Here is a 16129-nt window from a genome sequence, read left to right as displayed (position 1 = left end):
TTGAATAAAAGATATGGAAAAATACCAAAAAAAAAAGTATAAAGTTTCGATATGTGCAATTATTAAAGATGAATTACCTTACTTATTAGAATGGATTGCTTACCACAGAGTTATTGGTGTAGATAATTTTTATATATACGATAATGGCAGTACGGATGGCTCTACAGAATTGTTGAAAAGGTTGGATAAACTAGATGTAATTGATTATATATATTGGCCTAGACAGGGAAATCAAAATAGTCAAGTTTTTGCTTATTGGAATGCCGTACATCGAGCTAAAGAACAAACTGATTGGATTGCTTTCATAGATGCTGACGAATTTATTCTACCTCATCAACATCCAGATATTCATAGTTTTTTATCAAATTATAATGACGTAGGTGGAATAGCTATAAACTGGAAGCTATTTGGTTCGTCAGGAAATAGATATAAACTCAATGGTTTGCTCTTAGAAAGATTCTCTAAATGTGCCGAGCCAAATTTTCATACCCATCTTCTATATAAAACAATTGCCAGAATTAACCTAATTAAAGGTGTAAGCGTGCATAATTGTAGCTATGTAAGAGATGATTGTAAATATGTATATCCAGACAGAACACCCGTTCAACTCAAAGGAAAAGTAAATCATCATATTAATCATAGCATCATACAAATTAATCACTATTTTACTAAGTCACTAGAAGAATGGACTTTAAAAAGATTAAGAGGAATGGCAGATCAAGCACCTGAAAAAGTTAGACCAGAATGTAGTTTTGATATGCATGATAGAAATGAAACAGAAGATTTGAGCATCCTAAAATATTTGGAAGAAACAAAAAAAGAAATTAGAAATTTAGTGACTTTAGCAGATTTAAGCAGCATTGAAGCACAAACACAAGAGACTAGGAATAAATACGAAAAATCTCTGATTCAGCAACGGAAAGATATCCTATCTTTAACATCTGTAGAGGAACTGAAAAACGCTAATAAATTGAAGCATCAAGGTAAATTAAAAGAAGCGATTGCAGCCTATAATTTTGCTTTAAAACTCAATCCTAATTCAGCTTTGTCTTACTATAAATTAGGAGGAGCATTAATAGAAACAAATCAAATTCAAGAAGCTGCTAGTTGCTATCGTTTTGCTTCAAGTTTGAATCCTGACTCAGCTTGGTTTTGTCATAATTTAGGAAAAGTTCTTGTCAGATTGGGAGTCTTAGATGAAGGTATAGAAAATCATAGAAAAGCAATTAGTATTAATCCAGATTATTATGAGTTTCACTACAATTTGGGGTTAGCGTTAATAAAAAAAGAGACTTTCAATGAAGCTATTATTTCCTTGAAAAAAGCAGTAGAACTCAATCCTAAATTTGCTTATTCATATCAAAGTATAGCTAATGTTTTGTCAAAGATTGAAAAATGGGATGAAGCCATAATCTTTTATCAAAAAGCTTTTGATTTGAAACCACAATTGTTAGATAAAAATTTAGGAAGTTTTGCACTAGCTTTGCAAAAAAAAGGTTTATTCTCTCAACTTATAGCTTTATATCGCCAACTTATAGAGATTAATCCTGAGCGTGCAATGGAACTACCAATTATTTTTCCTAATAATCTAGGTGAGTTAGCCAATAATATAAGTTATTCAGAATCCACAAATCATAAAATTAGTTACATAGATATACCGCTCCAAAATCAAACTCAAATTAAGCCAACAATTACAATACATCCAACTATTCATCCTAACTTTACTGCTCCTCAACCTAGTGCTAAAAATTTTGTTGTTTTAATCTCCAAAGGAAGAGTTTGGACTAATGATTCTTGGGGTGTAGTTGTCACTAACTCTGAAGATGAAATTTTAACTAAAAGGATGTTTAGAGAACCTGATATTACTGACTTGAGGCCAATAAAAAATTTACCACCAATTTTAAATTTAGAAGGAATGGCAGTATTTTTATCATCTCGGTGGGGAGATAATTATTATCATTGGATGTTTGATGTAATTTCCCGCTTAGAATTAATCCTTAAGAGTGGCATAAATCTAAGCTTTGTAGATAAATTTATAGTTAATTCTTATCAAAAAAAATTTCAAAGAGAAGTATTAGAATTTTTAGGTATTCCTCAAACAAAAATAGTAGAAAGTTATCAACATCATCAAATTAGAGCCGATCGGCTAGTTGTGCCATCTTTACCTTTAGCAGTTCCTTCAAAATGGAATTGTGAATTTCTTAGGAGAGAGTTAATGCCACTGAAAGAAGAGGTAGAGTTAGCAGAATATCCAGAACGTATTTATATTAGTAGACAAGATAGTAATGTACGCTGTGTTATTAATGAAACTGAGGTAATTGAATTTTTAGGAACTCTTGGTTTTAAAACTGTAAATTTCTCTTCCATTTCTGTGACAGAGCAAGTTTCTTTATTGGCTAACGTAAAAGTTCTAGTTGCAGTTCATGGTGCAGCACTTACTAATATAGTATTCTGTAAGTCTGGAACTAAAGTAATTGAGTTATTTGGACCTGATGCTGTGAGAAACTCTTACTATACAATTGCTAATCACTGTAATTTAGAACACTATTATATGATAGGTGAGTCTTCTAGCAGCAGACACGATTTACCACCAAATAGGGATTTAGACATAATAATTAATGTAGACTTACTATCAAAATTACTTCAGCTAGCAGGGGTAATTCATTAATGTTTTACTCATATTATTTTTTATTGATTCTTAACAAAATTAGATATGTCAAAAACACCACAATCATCAGCTAATATTCAAAAAACTAGATTAGAGTTGAACAGCTCTGCTCAGTCTCTGGATTATCATAGGAAGTTTTTACAACAAGTAGAGACTAAATTAAAAAATTTATCATGTTCTTCAATTAAAGAAAGTCAAGAAGTAGAAATATCAATACAGAAGAAATTAGTGCATTGTATACTTTTAACTTTTTATTTTAATGAAGTATTAGAACGTTGTTTAGAGGGATTATTACCGGAAAAGGACAGAATAGATGTAAGTGTGATAGAAAATAGTAGTGTCTATTCTAATACTATTCAAAAAGTTGTAGATTTATATAGAGAAAAAGGTTTAGTTAAAAATCATTTTATTTTTGATAAAAATATAGGTACTAATGCTTTTGAAATTGCCTTTGATAGTAATTTATTAGATTTAGATTATGAGTATATAATAGTTACAGATGGGGATTTAGTTCCAGATAAAGGATGGCTAGATGAACAGATTGTGATTTTAGAAAAGTGTCCAGAAGTATTTTCTGTTAGTGGTGAGTTACATTTAGGTAATGCCAGTGTTCCTCTCAGACATAAAATTCTACAAATACAAAATAATGTTAAATTCAAAAACGATTTATACAAGGAGCGTAATGCTGGATGGGTAGTCAAAACATTTAGAGCTTCAGACTGGAAAGACTTTTTAAATTTTCGGAAAAAAAATAACGTTTACTTCCATGATTGCTCAGTTCACTACTATGCCAATATCAACAGAAATATGCGCTCTGCTACTACTCTAAAGTCTAAATGTTATCATCTAACTTGGGATTACGTTGACAATAAATATGATGAGTTGAAAAAAAGCTTAATGGCAGAAACTAATAACCCATGGTATCACAATAGATACTCTGCTTTTAGATTCATTAACGATTGCAAACAAGAGTTATTATTTCCTCAGCCACCAGAAGTACCTCACCAATACGCTGATTCAATAAAGTAGTTAATTTACAGCTATGGTTAATTCTTTTCTAGAAAGAACGAATCTTGGCTACTTTAATAGCTGTGTTTTAAATTGTGTTAATTTAGAGTTATAAGCATTCATTTCAATTTTAATTTTTTGTAATCGGGATGATAGCAGATCTATCCCTCTATCTATATAGTTTGATTCTGTTTTTGTCTGAGCAGTCATTGATTGATAAGCTTCTTGCCAAACTCTTGTATAATACCAGAAATTATTGTTAATCAATCCCATAGTAATGTAGGGATGATTGGAAGGCAACTGATTATTTTTTATTGCTTCTAATTGACTAGAAATAGGTTTAGGTCCGTGAAAATGAAGTATCTTAATATCTTGATTAATTTCCCAATAAGGTTTCCAATTCATTGTTAAGTCTAACCTATCCCACTTTCCCCGAAAATATCTTTTATAAGCTCCTTGATCGTAAGATTGGTTCAACAATTCACCTAAATTTTGATCTATAAATTTGTTGAAATCTTCATGAACATCTAAAAGATTTCTAGTGTTCATATACATCACACCGGTATTAACTTGATTAACCCAATCATCAGGGTTTTCTTGTGGTGCTATTGCAAAATATTTGCACGTTAAATTCTTTAGATAATCAACTACGTCATTAAAAAACATTACATCACAATCTGTGTACAAAACATATTCATCTTTGATACCGTGAATTTCAACTATTTTAGGGATTTCTACTCTCAAAAATGCTCCTGCCGCAGTAGGTAAAGCATGGGAAAAAGATTGTTTTAATTGTTGATAGTGAGGAGTACGGTGAAAAATAATATTGACATTATTTTCTCTTAGCCATTTAGTCAACTCATTTTCTTCACCATCATAAATACAAAATGGCTCCAAGGTAGTATTTTGATTTGCTGTATATACAGCAACTTTAATTAGTTGTGAGTAATTTTCAAAGTAATTAGAAAAATCATTAATTCCAAAAAACCATTTCATCATTATTCTCCCTAGTTAGTAAAAAAATATCTGTATTGACTATTCATATTTTGCATAAATATTTCCCCATAATGATTTTTGATGAGTAGACTTAGACTCTATAGAATCAAAAAGCTGTGTTTCAGACACCCATTCTGACATTGTTAGCTTTGACTGGTCTTCTTGAGTAAAGTTGAACAGATTGTATCCTAAACTTACTAAGTATTGAATACTTTTTTTCGCATTATCGATAAACTCGATAGTAAATTCAAATGATAAATAAGGTATAGGTTGTGAAAGTCCTTGTAATACTTGATGCTCAAAACCCTCTACATCAATTTTACAAAACTGTGGCAGACCCCAAGTTTGAATCATTTCGTCTAGAGTTGTCACTTCTACCGTGACTTTTTTCTCCCATTTTTGGTTAGCAAAACGACCTGTTTTCCATTGTTCAGAAAAAGTTGATAACACATTTGCTCGATCGCATATTGACAACTCTAATTGTCCTGACTTTGCTGCTAAACCTTTGTTGACAATCGCTACATTTTGATGATTCTGATATTTTTGATTCAGAATTTCCACGCAATGTGGTTGAGGTTCAAAACATATTACTTTGGCACCAATACTTAAATATAAGTCTGTTTTCAAACCTTGGTTTGCCCCAACATCAAAAACTAAATCTCCTCTGTTAACAAATTGGCCGATAAAATTGTGGATAGAACTCTGAGACTTAGTTACAACCTCTGTTGAGAATTGACTATAGCTTTGTTGAGTCGGTTCTTCCCAAGTTCCATAGCCATGCTTATATAAAGGTTCACTATTCCAGGGGTCAAAAGGAATCAACTTTTTAGCTTGTAAGTGAGGACGGAAGAAAAACTTACAATTTTCATTTAGCATGGCTGCTGTAAAAGAAAAAGTGCTGTTAGAAATAGCTAAAACATCACATTTGGTCAAAATATAAAACTCTGGATAAAAATCTGCCTCTGGCAGTTGAACACCTAAATCTTTAATTGTTATTGGATTATAATCAGCAAAATCATCTACAACTCCTGCTAAGTCATCACTTGCAATAAACAATACTGGTTTATCTAAAGTTTCCCACAAACCTTCTAGCCATTTTTTGTAACAAGCAGTAGGAGCAACAAAAGTGTAACTCCTCTTTAGTTTTTGGTAATCACCACGTCGTAAATGTATGCCAACAATAGTTTTGCCACGCTCTAGTAACTTATTTACAGCATCCCTCATTCTGACTTCTACTTGTGGCACTGGTTGAAACAGGGACTGAAAGAACTCTTTATAAGGAGCATAATATTGAGTATGAAGTTGATAAACTGGACCACTAAATTCTACATTTTTGTAGGGTTCTTTAGCATTAAGAATGGCCAAACCAGAATCAGTAAACTCAGGCAAAGTTTTAGAAATTGGTGGATCGTTATGACCAAATAAATATTGACCTACCCAGGGTGTTGTTTCTACTCGTACATCATGTTCTTTTTGATGAATTTTTAAGAGAGTATATAAAAATATCTGATTGCCAAAGCGAGCTTTACTTAGGAGGGACATCGTAACCAATGGCTTTTTGATATAAAAAGCATCTCCCCAAGATGGGTGAGGAGTTTTTGTTGCTACTCTTTGAAAACCATTTTGGTCTAGAAACTCGTCTAATTCATCAATTAATACACATCCTTCATAAAGTTCTTCATAATTAACTTCCGTATTAATTGCATCAACATATCGTAACCAATTAGTTGCACCTTGCAAAGCCAATAACTCTGCACCTTGGATGTCAATATTTAGTATATTGTAGTCCGAAGCATTAAGCTTGAGTTCTTGTAATAATGTGTCTAACTTTTTAGATTCTACTTTAACTTTATGAGTTTCTTTAATGTGAGGATAAATCTCTTGATGCTTTTTCAGAGGAAGAATTGAACTACTTTGTTCATTAGAAGTTACATGGAGTTCAACCGTAGCGTTTTCATTACTAATTGCACAATTGACAGTTTTGACATTTGGATAAGATGCTACCTTAGTTTGTAATCGTTCACAGACAACAGGATTAGCTTCAATAAATAATACATTTTTGACTCCCATTTTTTTGTAGTAATTGAATTCTTGACCTTCGTGTGCTCCTACATGAATTACACCTTTAGGGTTAATTGAGTGTTCAATGCAGAGTTGAGGTACATCTAATAGTCTCGGCTTTTCACCTAATACATTATCTAGAAAACGTTCATTTACTGCTAAGTAATTACTATACTGATAGTTTTCATCACCTGGAACAAACTCTGGTTTATATTCTAGTCTGTCTTGTAAAACTTTAAAGATTGAGTAACGATATTTTTGCAGACAATCAAATACTTGCTTAAGAGTTATTTGAGCGTCTTTATATGTACCACCATACTCAAATTGAATGTAGTCTATTTTTCCTCTCTGTAAACTTTGTTTTGCCCCCAATAAAACATCTAATTCACTCCCTTCAGTATCTATTTTCAGGAAATTAATTCTTCTAATTGCCTTCTGCTGACAGTAACTATCAATAGTAGTTGTTAAAGCTTTAATTTCTCTAGGAAATCCATATTTACCTATCTTGTCAATACTAAGACGGCGCTTAAATGTGCTTAATACGTTATGTTTATCGTAGTAATAAAATTGCTTGACAACATTATCTTCTGCAATTCCTATACAATTAGTAACGGGTTGTTTCCTAAATTTTTGCTCCGCTATTTTTATATCTAGAACTTTATATGTCTGGGGAGCTGGTTCAAATAAATGTAGCTTCACGTTTGAGCAGTAATTAAAAACTTCTTCTGTCCACTTACCAACATTTGCACCAACATCAAATATGACATTACCCTCAGTAATAAACTTTTTAATAATCGCAATTTCCGGACCTGTAATTGCTCCTTTTGCTGGTATTGAATCAAGAGGTACTGTCTGATTTTTCGTATTTTCTAGATAGGGTTGAGGTTGAATATTTTGAACTTGCTCTAGTTCTTTTTTAGTCTGTAATAACTGAGATTTTGCATCTTCTAATTCTTGATCTTTTTGTTGCAATTGGGATTGAGATTGTTCCAATACTCCCATTGTTTCCCCAAGTTTAGAATGAGACTCCTCCAATATTCCCATCGTCTCCTCCAACTGCGACTGATACTTCTCCAATAACTCCTCACTCTCCCGCAACTGAGACTTAGTTTCCTCCAACTCTTTCTGCAATTCTGAATCTGACTCCGACTGCTTCTGTGCTAACTCTGCCTTAATCTGCTCCAACTCGCCCTGCTTCTGCTGCAATTTCCCTTGCGACTCCTCCAAAGTCCCCATCGTCTTTTCCATCTGAGACTGATACTCTTCCAATACCCCCATCGTCTCACCTAACTGTGACTGCGACTGCTCCAACAACTGTTCAGTTTCCTGCAACTTGGACTTAGTTTCCTCTAACTCCTGCTTAACTTTCCCATTTGACTCAGACTGCTGTTGCTCCCCCTTTTCCTTAAGTTGATGTAACTCAAAATGGGTTTGCTCCAATTCCCCCAATACCTCATCTAACTGAGATTGCGATCGCTCCAACTCTTCCCTGACATCATGCAACTCGGATTTAGTTTTGTCCAACTCCTGTTGAGTTTGTTGCCATTTACTCTTAACTTCTTCTAACTCTTTTTCTATTCCTGTTGGCATTAATTTACATTCCTTTAACTATTAATACAATTCTAATTACAATTTAGTTAGTGAAAAAAAATCACATTTTCCTAAAGTAAGCATTTATCTATCAAAGTAAAACTTTATCCTATCCCCATTCATTTCATATCCTCCTGGATTTTTTGCAAACTAAAGTACATAATCGCTATTAACCAGCCTTTATTTCTTCATTAATGAATAATTTATTTTCTTCCTCCAATATAATTTCTGTTACCAATATTACTAAAAAAATTATATACTAATCCTTTACATTTATTGAGGTAGTTAGAGTGTATAAAAATTAGATTGTATTGCATCGAATATTCAAAATCTCTAGCAACAGGTATAAAGTTATTTGAAATAAGTTTACTGGTTATCTCATCTGCTAATGCTGCACCAGTCCAATGTGGGTATTCTTCCACTTCTACTAAAATTATTGATGTTTGAGTAAGGCACTTATTAGCACCTTCTAGAACTTGTAGTGCTGCTCCTTCAACATCAATCCAAAGTGCTAAATTTTGATCTTTATCTATATTAATTCTGTTATTCAAACAAAAATTATCAAGCTTAGAACATTCTACTCTTGTAACTTGATATTTACAACTTGGATGTGTACTAATCATTAGTGAGGAATTTCCTATATTCTTATCAAGTTTCTGTCCATTGAGTTCAGTTGGAATATGAAAGTCCGCAAACCCGTTATGGTTGGATATTGCTAAATATTTATAATCAATAGATAACTCGTTAAATTCTTTCCTCTCCTTAAAACTTTCATAGTTATTGATGTTTGCTTCAAATGCACAACACTTGACTGTTGGGAGTCCTTTCTTAACTGCGATACTTGTACTACCGTCACGAGAACCAATGTCAAAAAAATAATTAGGTTTTAGTAGTTTTGTAGTATTCAAGAAAAAATCTACTAACATCTTATTTGATAAAGCTCTACCCTGTCTACTTGATATATCAAAATAAGCAGAAAGTTGACTGAGTGAAGTATTGACTATTTGAGATAAAATACCCCTTAATTGATCTATTTCTGTTTTTAAGCTAATGTTTTCTTGATGTATTTCCTGAATTAGTTTTTCATATTTAATTTGAGGATTAAATTGATTATTTTCTAGCTTATTTTGCAGAGTGTTAGCTTTGTGATAAATTTCTTCTGCTTCCTGTATCTTACCCTTTCTTTTGAGAGCATCTCCTAACTTGTAATAAGCCCAGTGAAAGTTAGGATTTAATTGAATAGATATCTGGTAAGCTTCAATAGCCTCATCAATTTTACCCTGACGGAGATATTCATTTCCTTTTTTTATATAGCTCATATTCTTAAAAAAAATCTAACAAACTTATCTTAACCTATCTAATTCAACCAATAAATACTAAATATTTGGTAGCAGATAACCTTCCCTACAAATAGGAAGATAGAGTTTACGACTCTTCGTAACTTCAGCACCCTTATGAAAAGCACTATCAACTTCAGGACTCCACAATAGATCATCTACAGCTATAACACCTTGACAATGATCAACTGTTTTTATGTCAGATAAACAAGCATCGTAAGTGTATAAACCATCTACAAATGCAAAACATAATTCTCGATTTTTAATCAGCTCAATAGCTTTTTTATCTAAAGAAGACAATCTGACAATATCTACATTACTTTTATATGGTTCAATATTTTTCAAGAAAGTTTCATATTCTCCACCTTGGCAATTTTGAGTTCCTATTTCCCAAGGATCTACTGCTATTAATCTTCTGTTATATTTTTGTGCAACCTCAGCTAATAACTTTGTTGTCTCTCCTTTAAAACAACCTATTTCTATCAAATCGCCAGTCCATGTTTCTACGCAATATTCTGCTACTCTAGTAATTCTTTGTCGCTGATGAAAACTGCCTCTATTAAAATTTTGAGGCATATCTATTTTTTCTTCTTTTGTTGTTTCCTGAAGAATATTGACCAAATCTTTGATAATAGATTCAGGTTTATAGTCACCCTTTAATTTTCTTAGTTCTATTTTAGTCTGTTGTAGTTGAAGTTTCGTTTGTTCCGACTCTTGTTTTACTTGCTCTAACTCTTCCTGCTTCTGCTGCAACTTCCCCTGTGACTCTTCCAAAGTTCCCATCGTCTGTTCCATCTGAGACTGATACTCTTCCAATACCCCCATAGTCTCACCTAATTGTGACTGGGACTGCTCCAACAACTGCTCAGTTTCCTGTAACTTGGACTTAGTTTCTGCCAACTCCTGCTTGACTTTCCCATCTGAATCCAACTGTTGTTGCTCCCCCTTTTCCTTAAGCTGATGTAACTCAAAGTGGGTTTGCTCCAACTCTCCTAATACCTCATCTAACTGAGATTGCGCCCGCTCCAATTCTTCTCTGACATCATGCAACTCTGACTTAGTTTTATCCAACTCCTGCTGAGTTTGTTGCCACTTAGTCTTAGCTTCTTCTAGTTCTTTTTCTATTGTTGCTGCCATTAATTTATTTTCCCCTTAATTTTTTCAAATATTCCCAAGGTCTTGATAAAATCAAAATGTGACATACTCCCACACTAAGCTGGCGCTATAGTGTCGGCTTCTCGTTTCGTAGCCCTGCCATTGCATCGAACTCCACGAGCTTTCAGGACGGAATGCCCTACCGCCCTATTTTTTATATTTATCGCTGCATTCAAGTCGCGGTCTATTACAATACCGCAATGTGGGCAGGAATGAGTTCGTATGTTTAATTCTTTGGGAACTTTTTCACCACAATTTGAGCAATCTTGGCTGGTATTTTTGGGGTTTACTGCTATAGTCTTCTGTCCAGCATTTGCCTCCTGCGGAGGAGCTGCGCTAACGGCTTTGACAGTTAAAATAGACAAGAATTTGACCCATCCAGCATCGTTAATTGATTTACTCAAACGAGTCTTTGCTAGCCCTTTAATGTTTAAGTTTTCATGGGCAATAACTTCAGCTTTTGACAATAACTCATTTGCTGTTTTGAAATGAAAATCTTTACGTTTATCGGCAACCTTTTTATGTTGTTTAGCTACAGCTTTAATATCCTTGAGCCTCCTTTTACTTCCTTTTTTATTTCGAGATAAACGTTTTTGCAAAGTTTTTAATCGCTTCTGATATTTTCGATAGTATTGAGGGATGGGGACTGATTCTCCTTCACTTGTTACTAAGAATTCCTTCAACCCCATATCAATTCCCAGAGTATTTTTTAATGTAGGTTCAACTTTAGTTGTCAAAGCTGGAACTGATTTATCTTCTAAGGATAAAGTTACATAATAACCATCTGCTTTACGACTAATCGTCACTGTTTTAATTATAAAACCTTCTGGTATTGGACGATGCTTAATTAACTTTACCTTTCCAATTTTGGGCAAATTAATTTGATTTTCTTCTATGCAGTCAAGTTTGATTTGAGGATAAGTAAAACTACGATAACGTCCTTTTATTTTACCGAAAAATTGTGGTCTAAATTCTCCTCTTTTAAGAGGATAAAAAAAAGAATATTCCGTATTTTTAATCCCAAAGCTACAGCTAGAGGTACTGGAAACTGATAACTTAAAACTGATAGCTAAAAACTGATAACTGATAACTGATAACTGATAACTGAAATGACACCTTGGTTTTCCTAATTTCTGTCCATTTTTGTCTGCTTTAAACCATCTATCAAAGGCAAGTTTTACTCGTTTTATACAATCCTGTAAAACCTGAGAATGAATTAGCTTATACTCAGGAAACTTGTCCTTGGTATTGACTAAATCTAGTTTTTGAGAGTAATAACCTGGATGATCTCTTAGTTGAGGAATGGGCATCACCAAGGGGCAGGCGTTAACTGGACAACGATTTTCTGACCACCATGAGAATCTTTCACCTAACCGATAGTTATACTGCCGACGCAACAATTCCAACCACAATTCTATTGTGGCTATTTGGTATGAGTTGGGCCTTAATTTATATTGGTAGGCAGTGCGCATTGTGGAAAATTTCCGGTGCGATAGCAAGATAATAATACAAGTTTTTCAACCAGGGCGAAAGCTTCTGCTGGGATAGCATACAAATTGAATAGGTTCGATGCCCATTCAATTTGTCGCCGATTCAGCTAAAAATTAAATTATTTAACTATGTCTGAGTAAGTGACTTTATCTTACCTATATTTGTTCCAAATATTCTTAATTTTTTTCACAAAAATTCTGATGTAATTTCTTCTGTTGAATATTCATGTATCTTTGCTCATTTTTTATTTGTCTAATATTATTTAATTAAATCTGTATTCTACCTGTTTATTTTTCACTACCTACTAAAACTTTATTCTGAATTTTCATTGTCCGCTTCATTAACTTTTGCCATTCTTCGGAATTAGTGAGCTTTTCACTATCAAACTCTATACCTTTTTGCTGAGAGAAATTAGCAAAACTATCTAACCATTCCATTACTATTTCTGTCCGAGAATTTTCAGTATATTTCAAAGATTTCTGAAGACGATCTTGCATTTCAACTAAATCATCTTTTTGATAAGCATACCAAGCTTCCCAAACTAATAGTTGATATTCGGTTTGACTCTCGGATTTATAATTTCTCAGAATAGCTTGTTGATACTGCAATTTTTCTAATTCTGACTGAGTTTGTGTTAGTTGAGACTTTGTTTTTACTAATTCTTTTTGTGAGTTTTGTTGTTGAGATTGAGATTGTTGCAATAATATTTCTGTCTGTCTCCATTGAGTCTGAACTTGTTGCAATACTGTCTGAGTTTCCTGTAATTGTAGTTGCTGATTTTTTCGTTCTTCATCAGTTTGATGTAGCTGAGTTTGAAACTCTTTTAATAATGTTTTTGTCTGTTTTATTTGAGAGTGAGATTGTTCCAATAGTATTTCTGTCTGTTGTAGTTGTGAATTAGATTCTACTAATTCTGTTTGAAGTTCTTGCATTTGTAGGTTAGTGCGCTTCAATTCTTGCTTTGTTTTATGTAATTGAGATTTGGATATTTCCCATTCCTGCTGATTTTTTTGAAGTTCTTTGAGTTGTGTTTCTGACTGTTGCAATATTGTTTCTTTTTGTTCTAGTTGAGAGTTAGACTCTGTTAACTCGCCTTGAGTTTGATTTAGTTGAGATTGAGTTTGTTCTAATTCTTGGTTAGTTTTTTGCAGCTCATATTCAGATTTTTCTAATTCCTGTTGATGCTTTTGTAATTGAGAGTTCGATTCTGTTAACTCCCCTTGAGTTTGATTTAGTTGAGATTGAGTTTGTTCTAATTCTTGGTTAGTTTTTTGCAGCTCATATTCAGATTTTTCTAATTCCTGTTGATGCTTTTGTAATTGAGAGTTAGATTCTGTTAACTCCCCTTGAGTTTGATTTAGATGAGATTGAGTTTGTTGTAATTCTTGGCTAGTTTTTTGCAGCTCAGATTCAGACTTTTCTAATTCCTGTTTATGCTTTTGTAATTGAGAGTTAGATTCTGTTAACTCGGCTTGTTTTACCTGTAATTTTGACTGAGATTCTTGTAATATTGCCTCGGTTGTTGTGAGTTTTGATTGAGAATTTTCCCACTCTTCTTGAGTTTGGTGTAACTGATTTTTATAAACTACTAATTCACCTCTAGCTTCACATAAATTATGTTTTGTTACTCCTAATTCTGCCTGAGTTTGTTTCAGTTGCGAGTGGGATTTTTTTAATGCTTTTTCTGCATTTTTTAACTGTTCTCGGTCTTGTTGTAATGCTGCTTCAGTTACTATTAACTGAGACTGAGAATTTTCCCACTCTTCTTGAGTTTGATGTAGTTGATTTTGATAAACTTTTAATATGGCTTGAGTCTCATACAAATTATGTTTTACTTTCCCTAATTCTGCTTGAGTTTGTTTATTTTGAGATTCAGATTTTTCTAATAATACTTCTGTTTTCTCTAGCTGAGATTGAGAGTTTTTCCATACTAATTCTGTTTGCTGAAGTCTATAAGTAAATTGTTCTAGTTCTTCTTGAGTTTGATGTAGTTGTGACTGATTTTGTACTAGATCTCCTTGGGTTTGCTGTAATTCAGATTTTGTTTGTATAAGTTCTTTTTCTATTTCCCGGTCTTTTTTTAATTCACTTTCAGTCTGATGTAGTTTTGACTGGCATTGTGTTAGCTCAGTTTGAGTTTGATGTAATTGAGATTTTGCTGTAGCTAGTTCTTTTTCTGTTTGGTCAAATCTGGTTTGAATATGTTCAACCTTTTTCAGTTGAGACTGAGTTTCTTCTAATGCTGTTTCTGTGGTGTGGAGTTGTTTTTGAGATTCTAATAATGTTGTTTCGGTGGTATCGAGTTGAGAAACATATTTTTCTAACTCATCTTGTGTTTGTGTTAATTGAGACTTGGTTTGTGTTAGTTCTAATTGACTTTGTTGATATTGATCTTTATATTTTTCTACCTCTGCTAATAAGTTTTTATTCTGACTTTCTAAACTACAAAAATTCATCCAGTCTTGAAAAGCCCAAATTCTATAGGGAGATGATTTAATTTTTTCTTGCCAAGAAAAGTCTGGTGTTTCATCGGCAGGTTTCCAAGCTCTTGCTTCTAATTCCTGGTACATTTCTATCGCTTCAGGAAAGTAATAATCTATGAGGGTGGATCTATGGTCCTCTGCTGATAATTGATTATTAAATAATGATGGTTCGTAGATATTGGCAGGGGGATAATTAAAGTTTGTCTTGAATTTTTGATTTATCGCTTCAATAAATACTTGTTGGTTATTTATGATTGTTTGAATATTTATCAATAAACAACGATTAGCAGCATGATTATAAAAATCAATAATTTTTTGATTGTAGTGTAACCATAATTTTACTGTTAATTCTGGTTGACTTTGAAATATTTTATCTTGCCGACTATACAGAGAATTAACTACTTCCCAAGGAGAACGATAAATTAATAAAAATTTGGCATTTGGCAGTAGATTTGCCCAAAAATCTAGGAACAAAGTTGTACGGGGTTCTTTCCATCCCCAATTTCCACTTATAGAATTTTTGGCGATAATTTCTTTTGCTCTTTCTACAAAATTTTCTTCTATATCTATTCTTTCTTGGAGTGTCCAACCATCTCTATCTATTCCTTGAGATTCTAATACTTGTTGATGAAATTCATAGAAGTCTAAATTTTCAAAATATCCTTGAGGATTATCTTCTGTTCCCTCCATTAATTTCCGACCAATATGTAAACCAGAACTTTGGAGGATGGAAGCTGTTAAGGAACTTCCAGAACGGTGCATACTGGTAATAATTAGAGTTGATTTTTCTGTTTTTTGGATCATATTGATTTTGGTTATGTATTAGTTATTGATATTACTAGATTATTTTTTCAACCGTCAATTTTTGGTATTGCTCGGGAATTAATATAAACCTCCAAAAAAGAGGCAACAGACAACAGGCAACAGGCAACAGGGAGAAATAATTGATAATTTATGGATAAGAATTGATTTGATTTTTGATTTTTGGAGATGTCTAATATTTTGTACAAAACTTGCTAATTTAAACAGGTCTAATATTGATTAGGATAAGTTAGCACCGCTATATAATTTTCACTTTCCATATTAATATAAATTTGTCAATCACTTATATTTATTTTTTAGTTGTGACCATTTATCCATTTGTGTCTGAATTTTCAGTTATGACAGACTAAATTTATCTAAATGTTGGCATTTATACCCGCGCTCTCCCTACGGGAGAGCGCCGTATGGGAATGCCAATCAATCTTGCGATTTTACACATAATCTGTTAAAATTTCAAAGTCGAAAAGCAAACAGTAGATGGTTGAAAAAGCGTACAAATTTAGGTTTTACCCAACTCC

The 16129-nt window shown here is 32.9% G+C and carries 8 protein-coding genes; 2 read left to right on the top strand and 6 right to left on the bottom strand.

Translation table 11 applies throughout. From position 1 onward, the window contains the following. Positions 1–13 precede the first annotated feature (13 nt). A complete protein-coding gene (locus F6K54_RS06230) occupies positions 14–2668 on the top strand; it encodes a tetratricopeptide repeat protein (protein WP_293075692.1) in 2655 nt (884 codons plus the stop codon). Between the two features lie 45 nt (positions 2669–2713). After that, a complete protein-coding gene (locus tag F6K54_RS06225) occupies positions 2714–3697 on the top strand; it encodes a hypothetical protein (protein ID WP_293075690.1) in 984 nt (327 codons plus the stop codon). Between the two features lie 48 nt (positions 3698–3745). On the opposite strand, the gene F6K54_RS06220 is transcribed toward F6K54_RS06225, so the two are convergent. The 6 genes from F6K54_RS06220 to F6K54_RS06195 all read right to left on the bottom strand — a co-directional run bounded on the left by F6K54_RS06220 (position 3746) and on the right by F6K54_RS06195 (position 15593). After that, positions 3746–4675, bottom strand: coding sequence for a hypothetical protein (locus F6K54_RS06220; RefSeq protein ID WP_293075688.1), 930 nt, complete (start codon positions 4673–4675; stop codon positions 3746–3748). 36 nt (positions 4676–4711) lie between these two features. Further along, positions 4712–8323 (bottom strand): FkbM family methyltransferase, encoded by a 3612-nt coding sequence (locus F6K54_RS06215; protein ID WP_293075686.1) that lies wholly within the window; start codon positions 8321–8323, stop codon positions 4712–4714. 203 nt (positions 8324–8526) lie between these two features. Continuing rightward, entirely contained in the window at positions 8527–9642 is a 1116-nt protein-coding gene (locus F6K54_RS06210; RefSeq protein ID WP_293075684.1) for an FkbM family methyltransferase, read from the bottom strand. 57 nt (positions 9643–9699) lie between these two features. Continuing rightward, positions 9700–10797 carry a class I SAM-dependent methyltransferase gene (locus tag F6K54_RS06205; RefSeq protein WP_293075682.1) on the bottom strand — a complete coding sequence of 366 codons (1098 nt, stop codon included), beginning with the start codon at positions 10795–10797 and terminating at the stop codon, positions 9700–9702. A 74-nt stretch (positions 10798–10871) separates the two neighbouring features. Next, a complete protein-coding gene (locus F6K54_RS06200; protein ID WP_293075680.1) occupies positions 10872–12287 on the bottom strand; it encodes a transposase in 1416 nt (471 codons plus the stop codon). A 306-nt stretch (positions 12288–12593) separates the two neighbouring features. Beyond that, on the bottom strand, positions 12594–15593 hold the full coding sequence (locus F6K54_RS06195; protein WP_293075678.1) for a sulfotransferase: 3000 nt from the start codon (positions 15591–15593) through the stop codon (positions 12594–12596). Between the last annotated feature and the right edge of the window lie 536 nt (positions 15594–16129).

Source organism: Okeania sp. SIO3B5 (assembly GCF_010692555.1).
GTDB lineage: Bacteria > Cyanobacteriota > Cyanobacteriia > Cyanobacteriales > Microcoleaceae > Okeania.
Note: the sequence above shows the minus strand (reverse complement) of the source record. Positions and strands in the feature narration are given on the sequence as shown.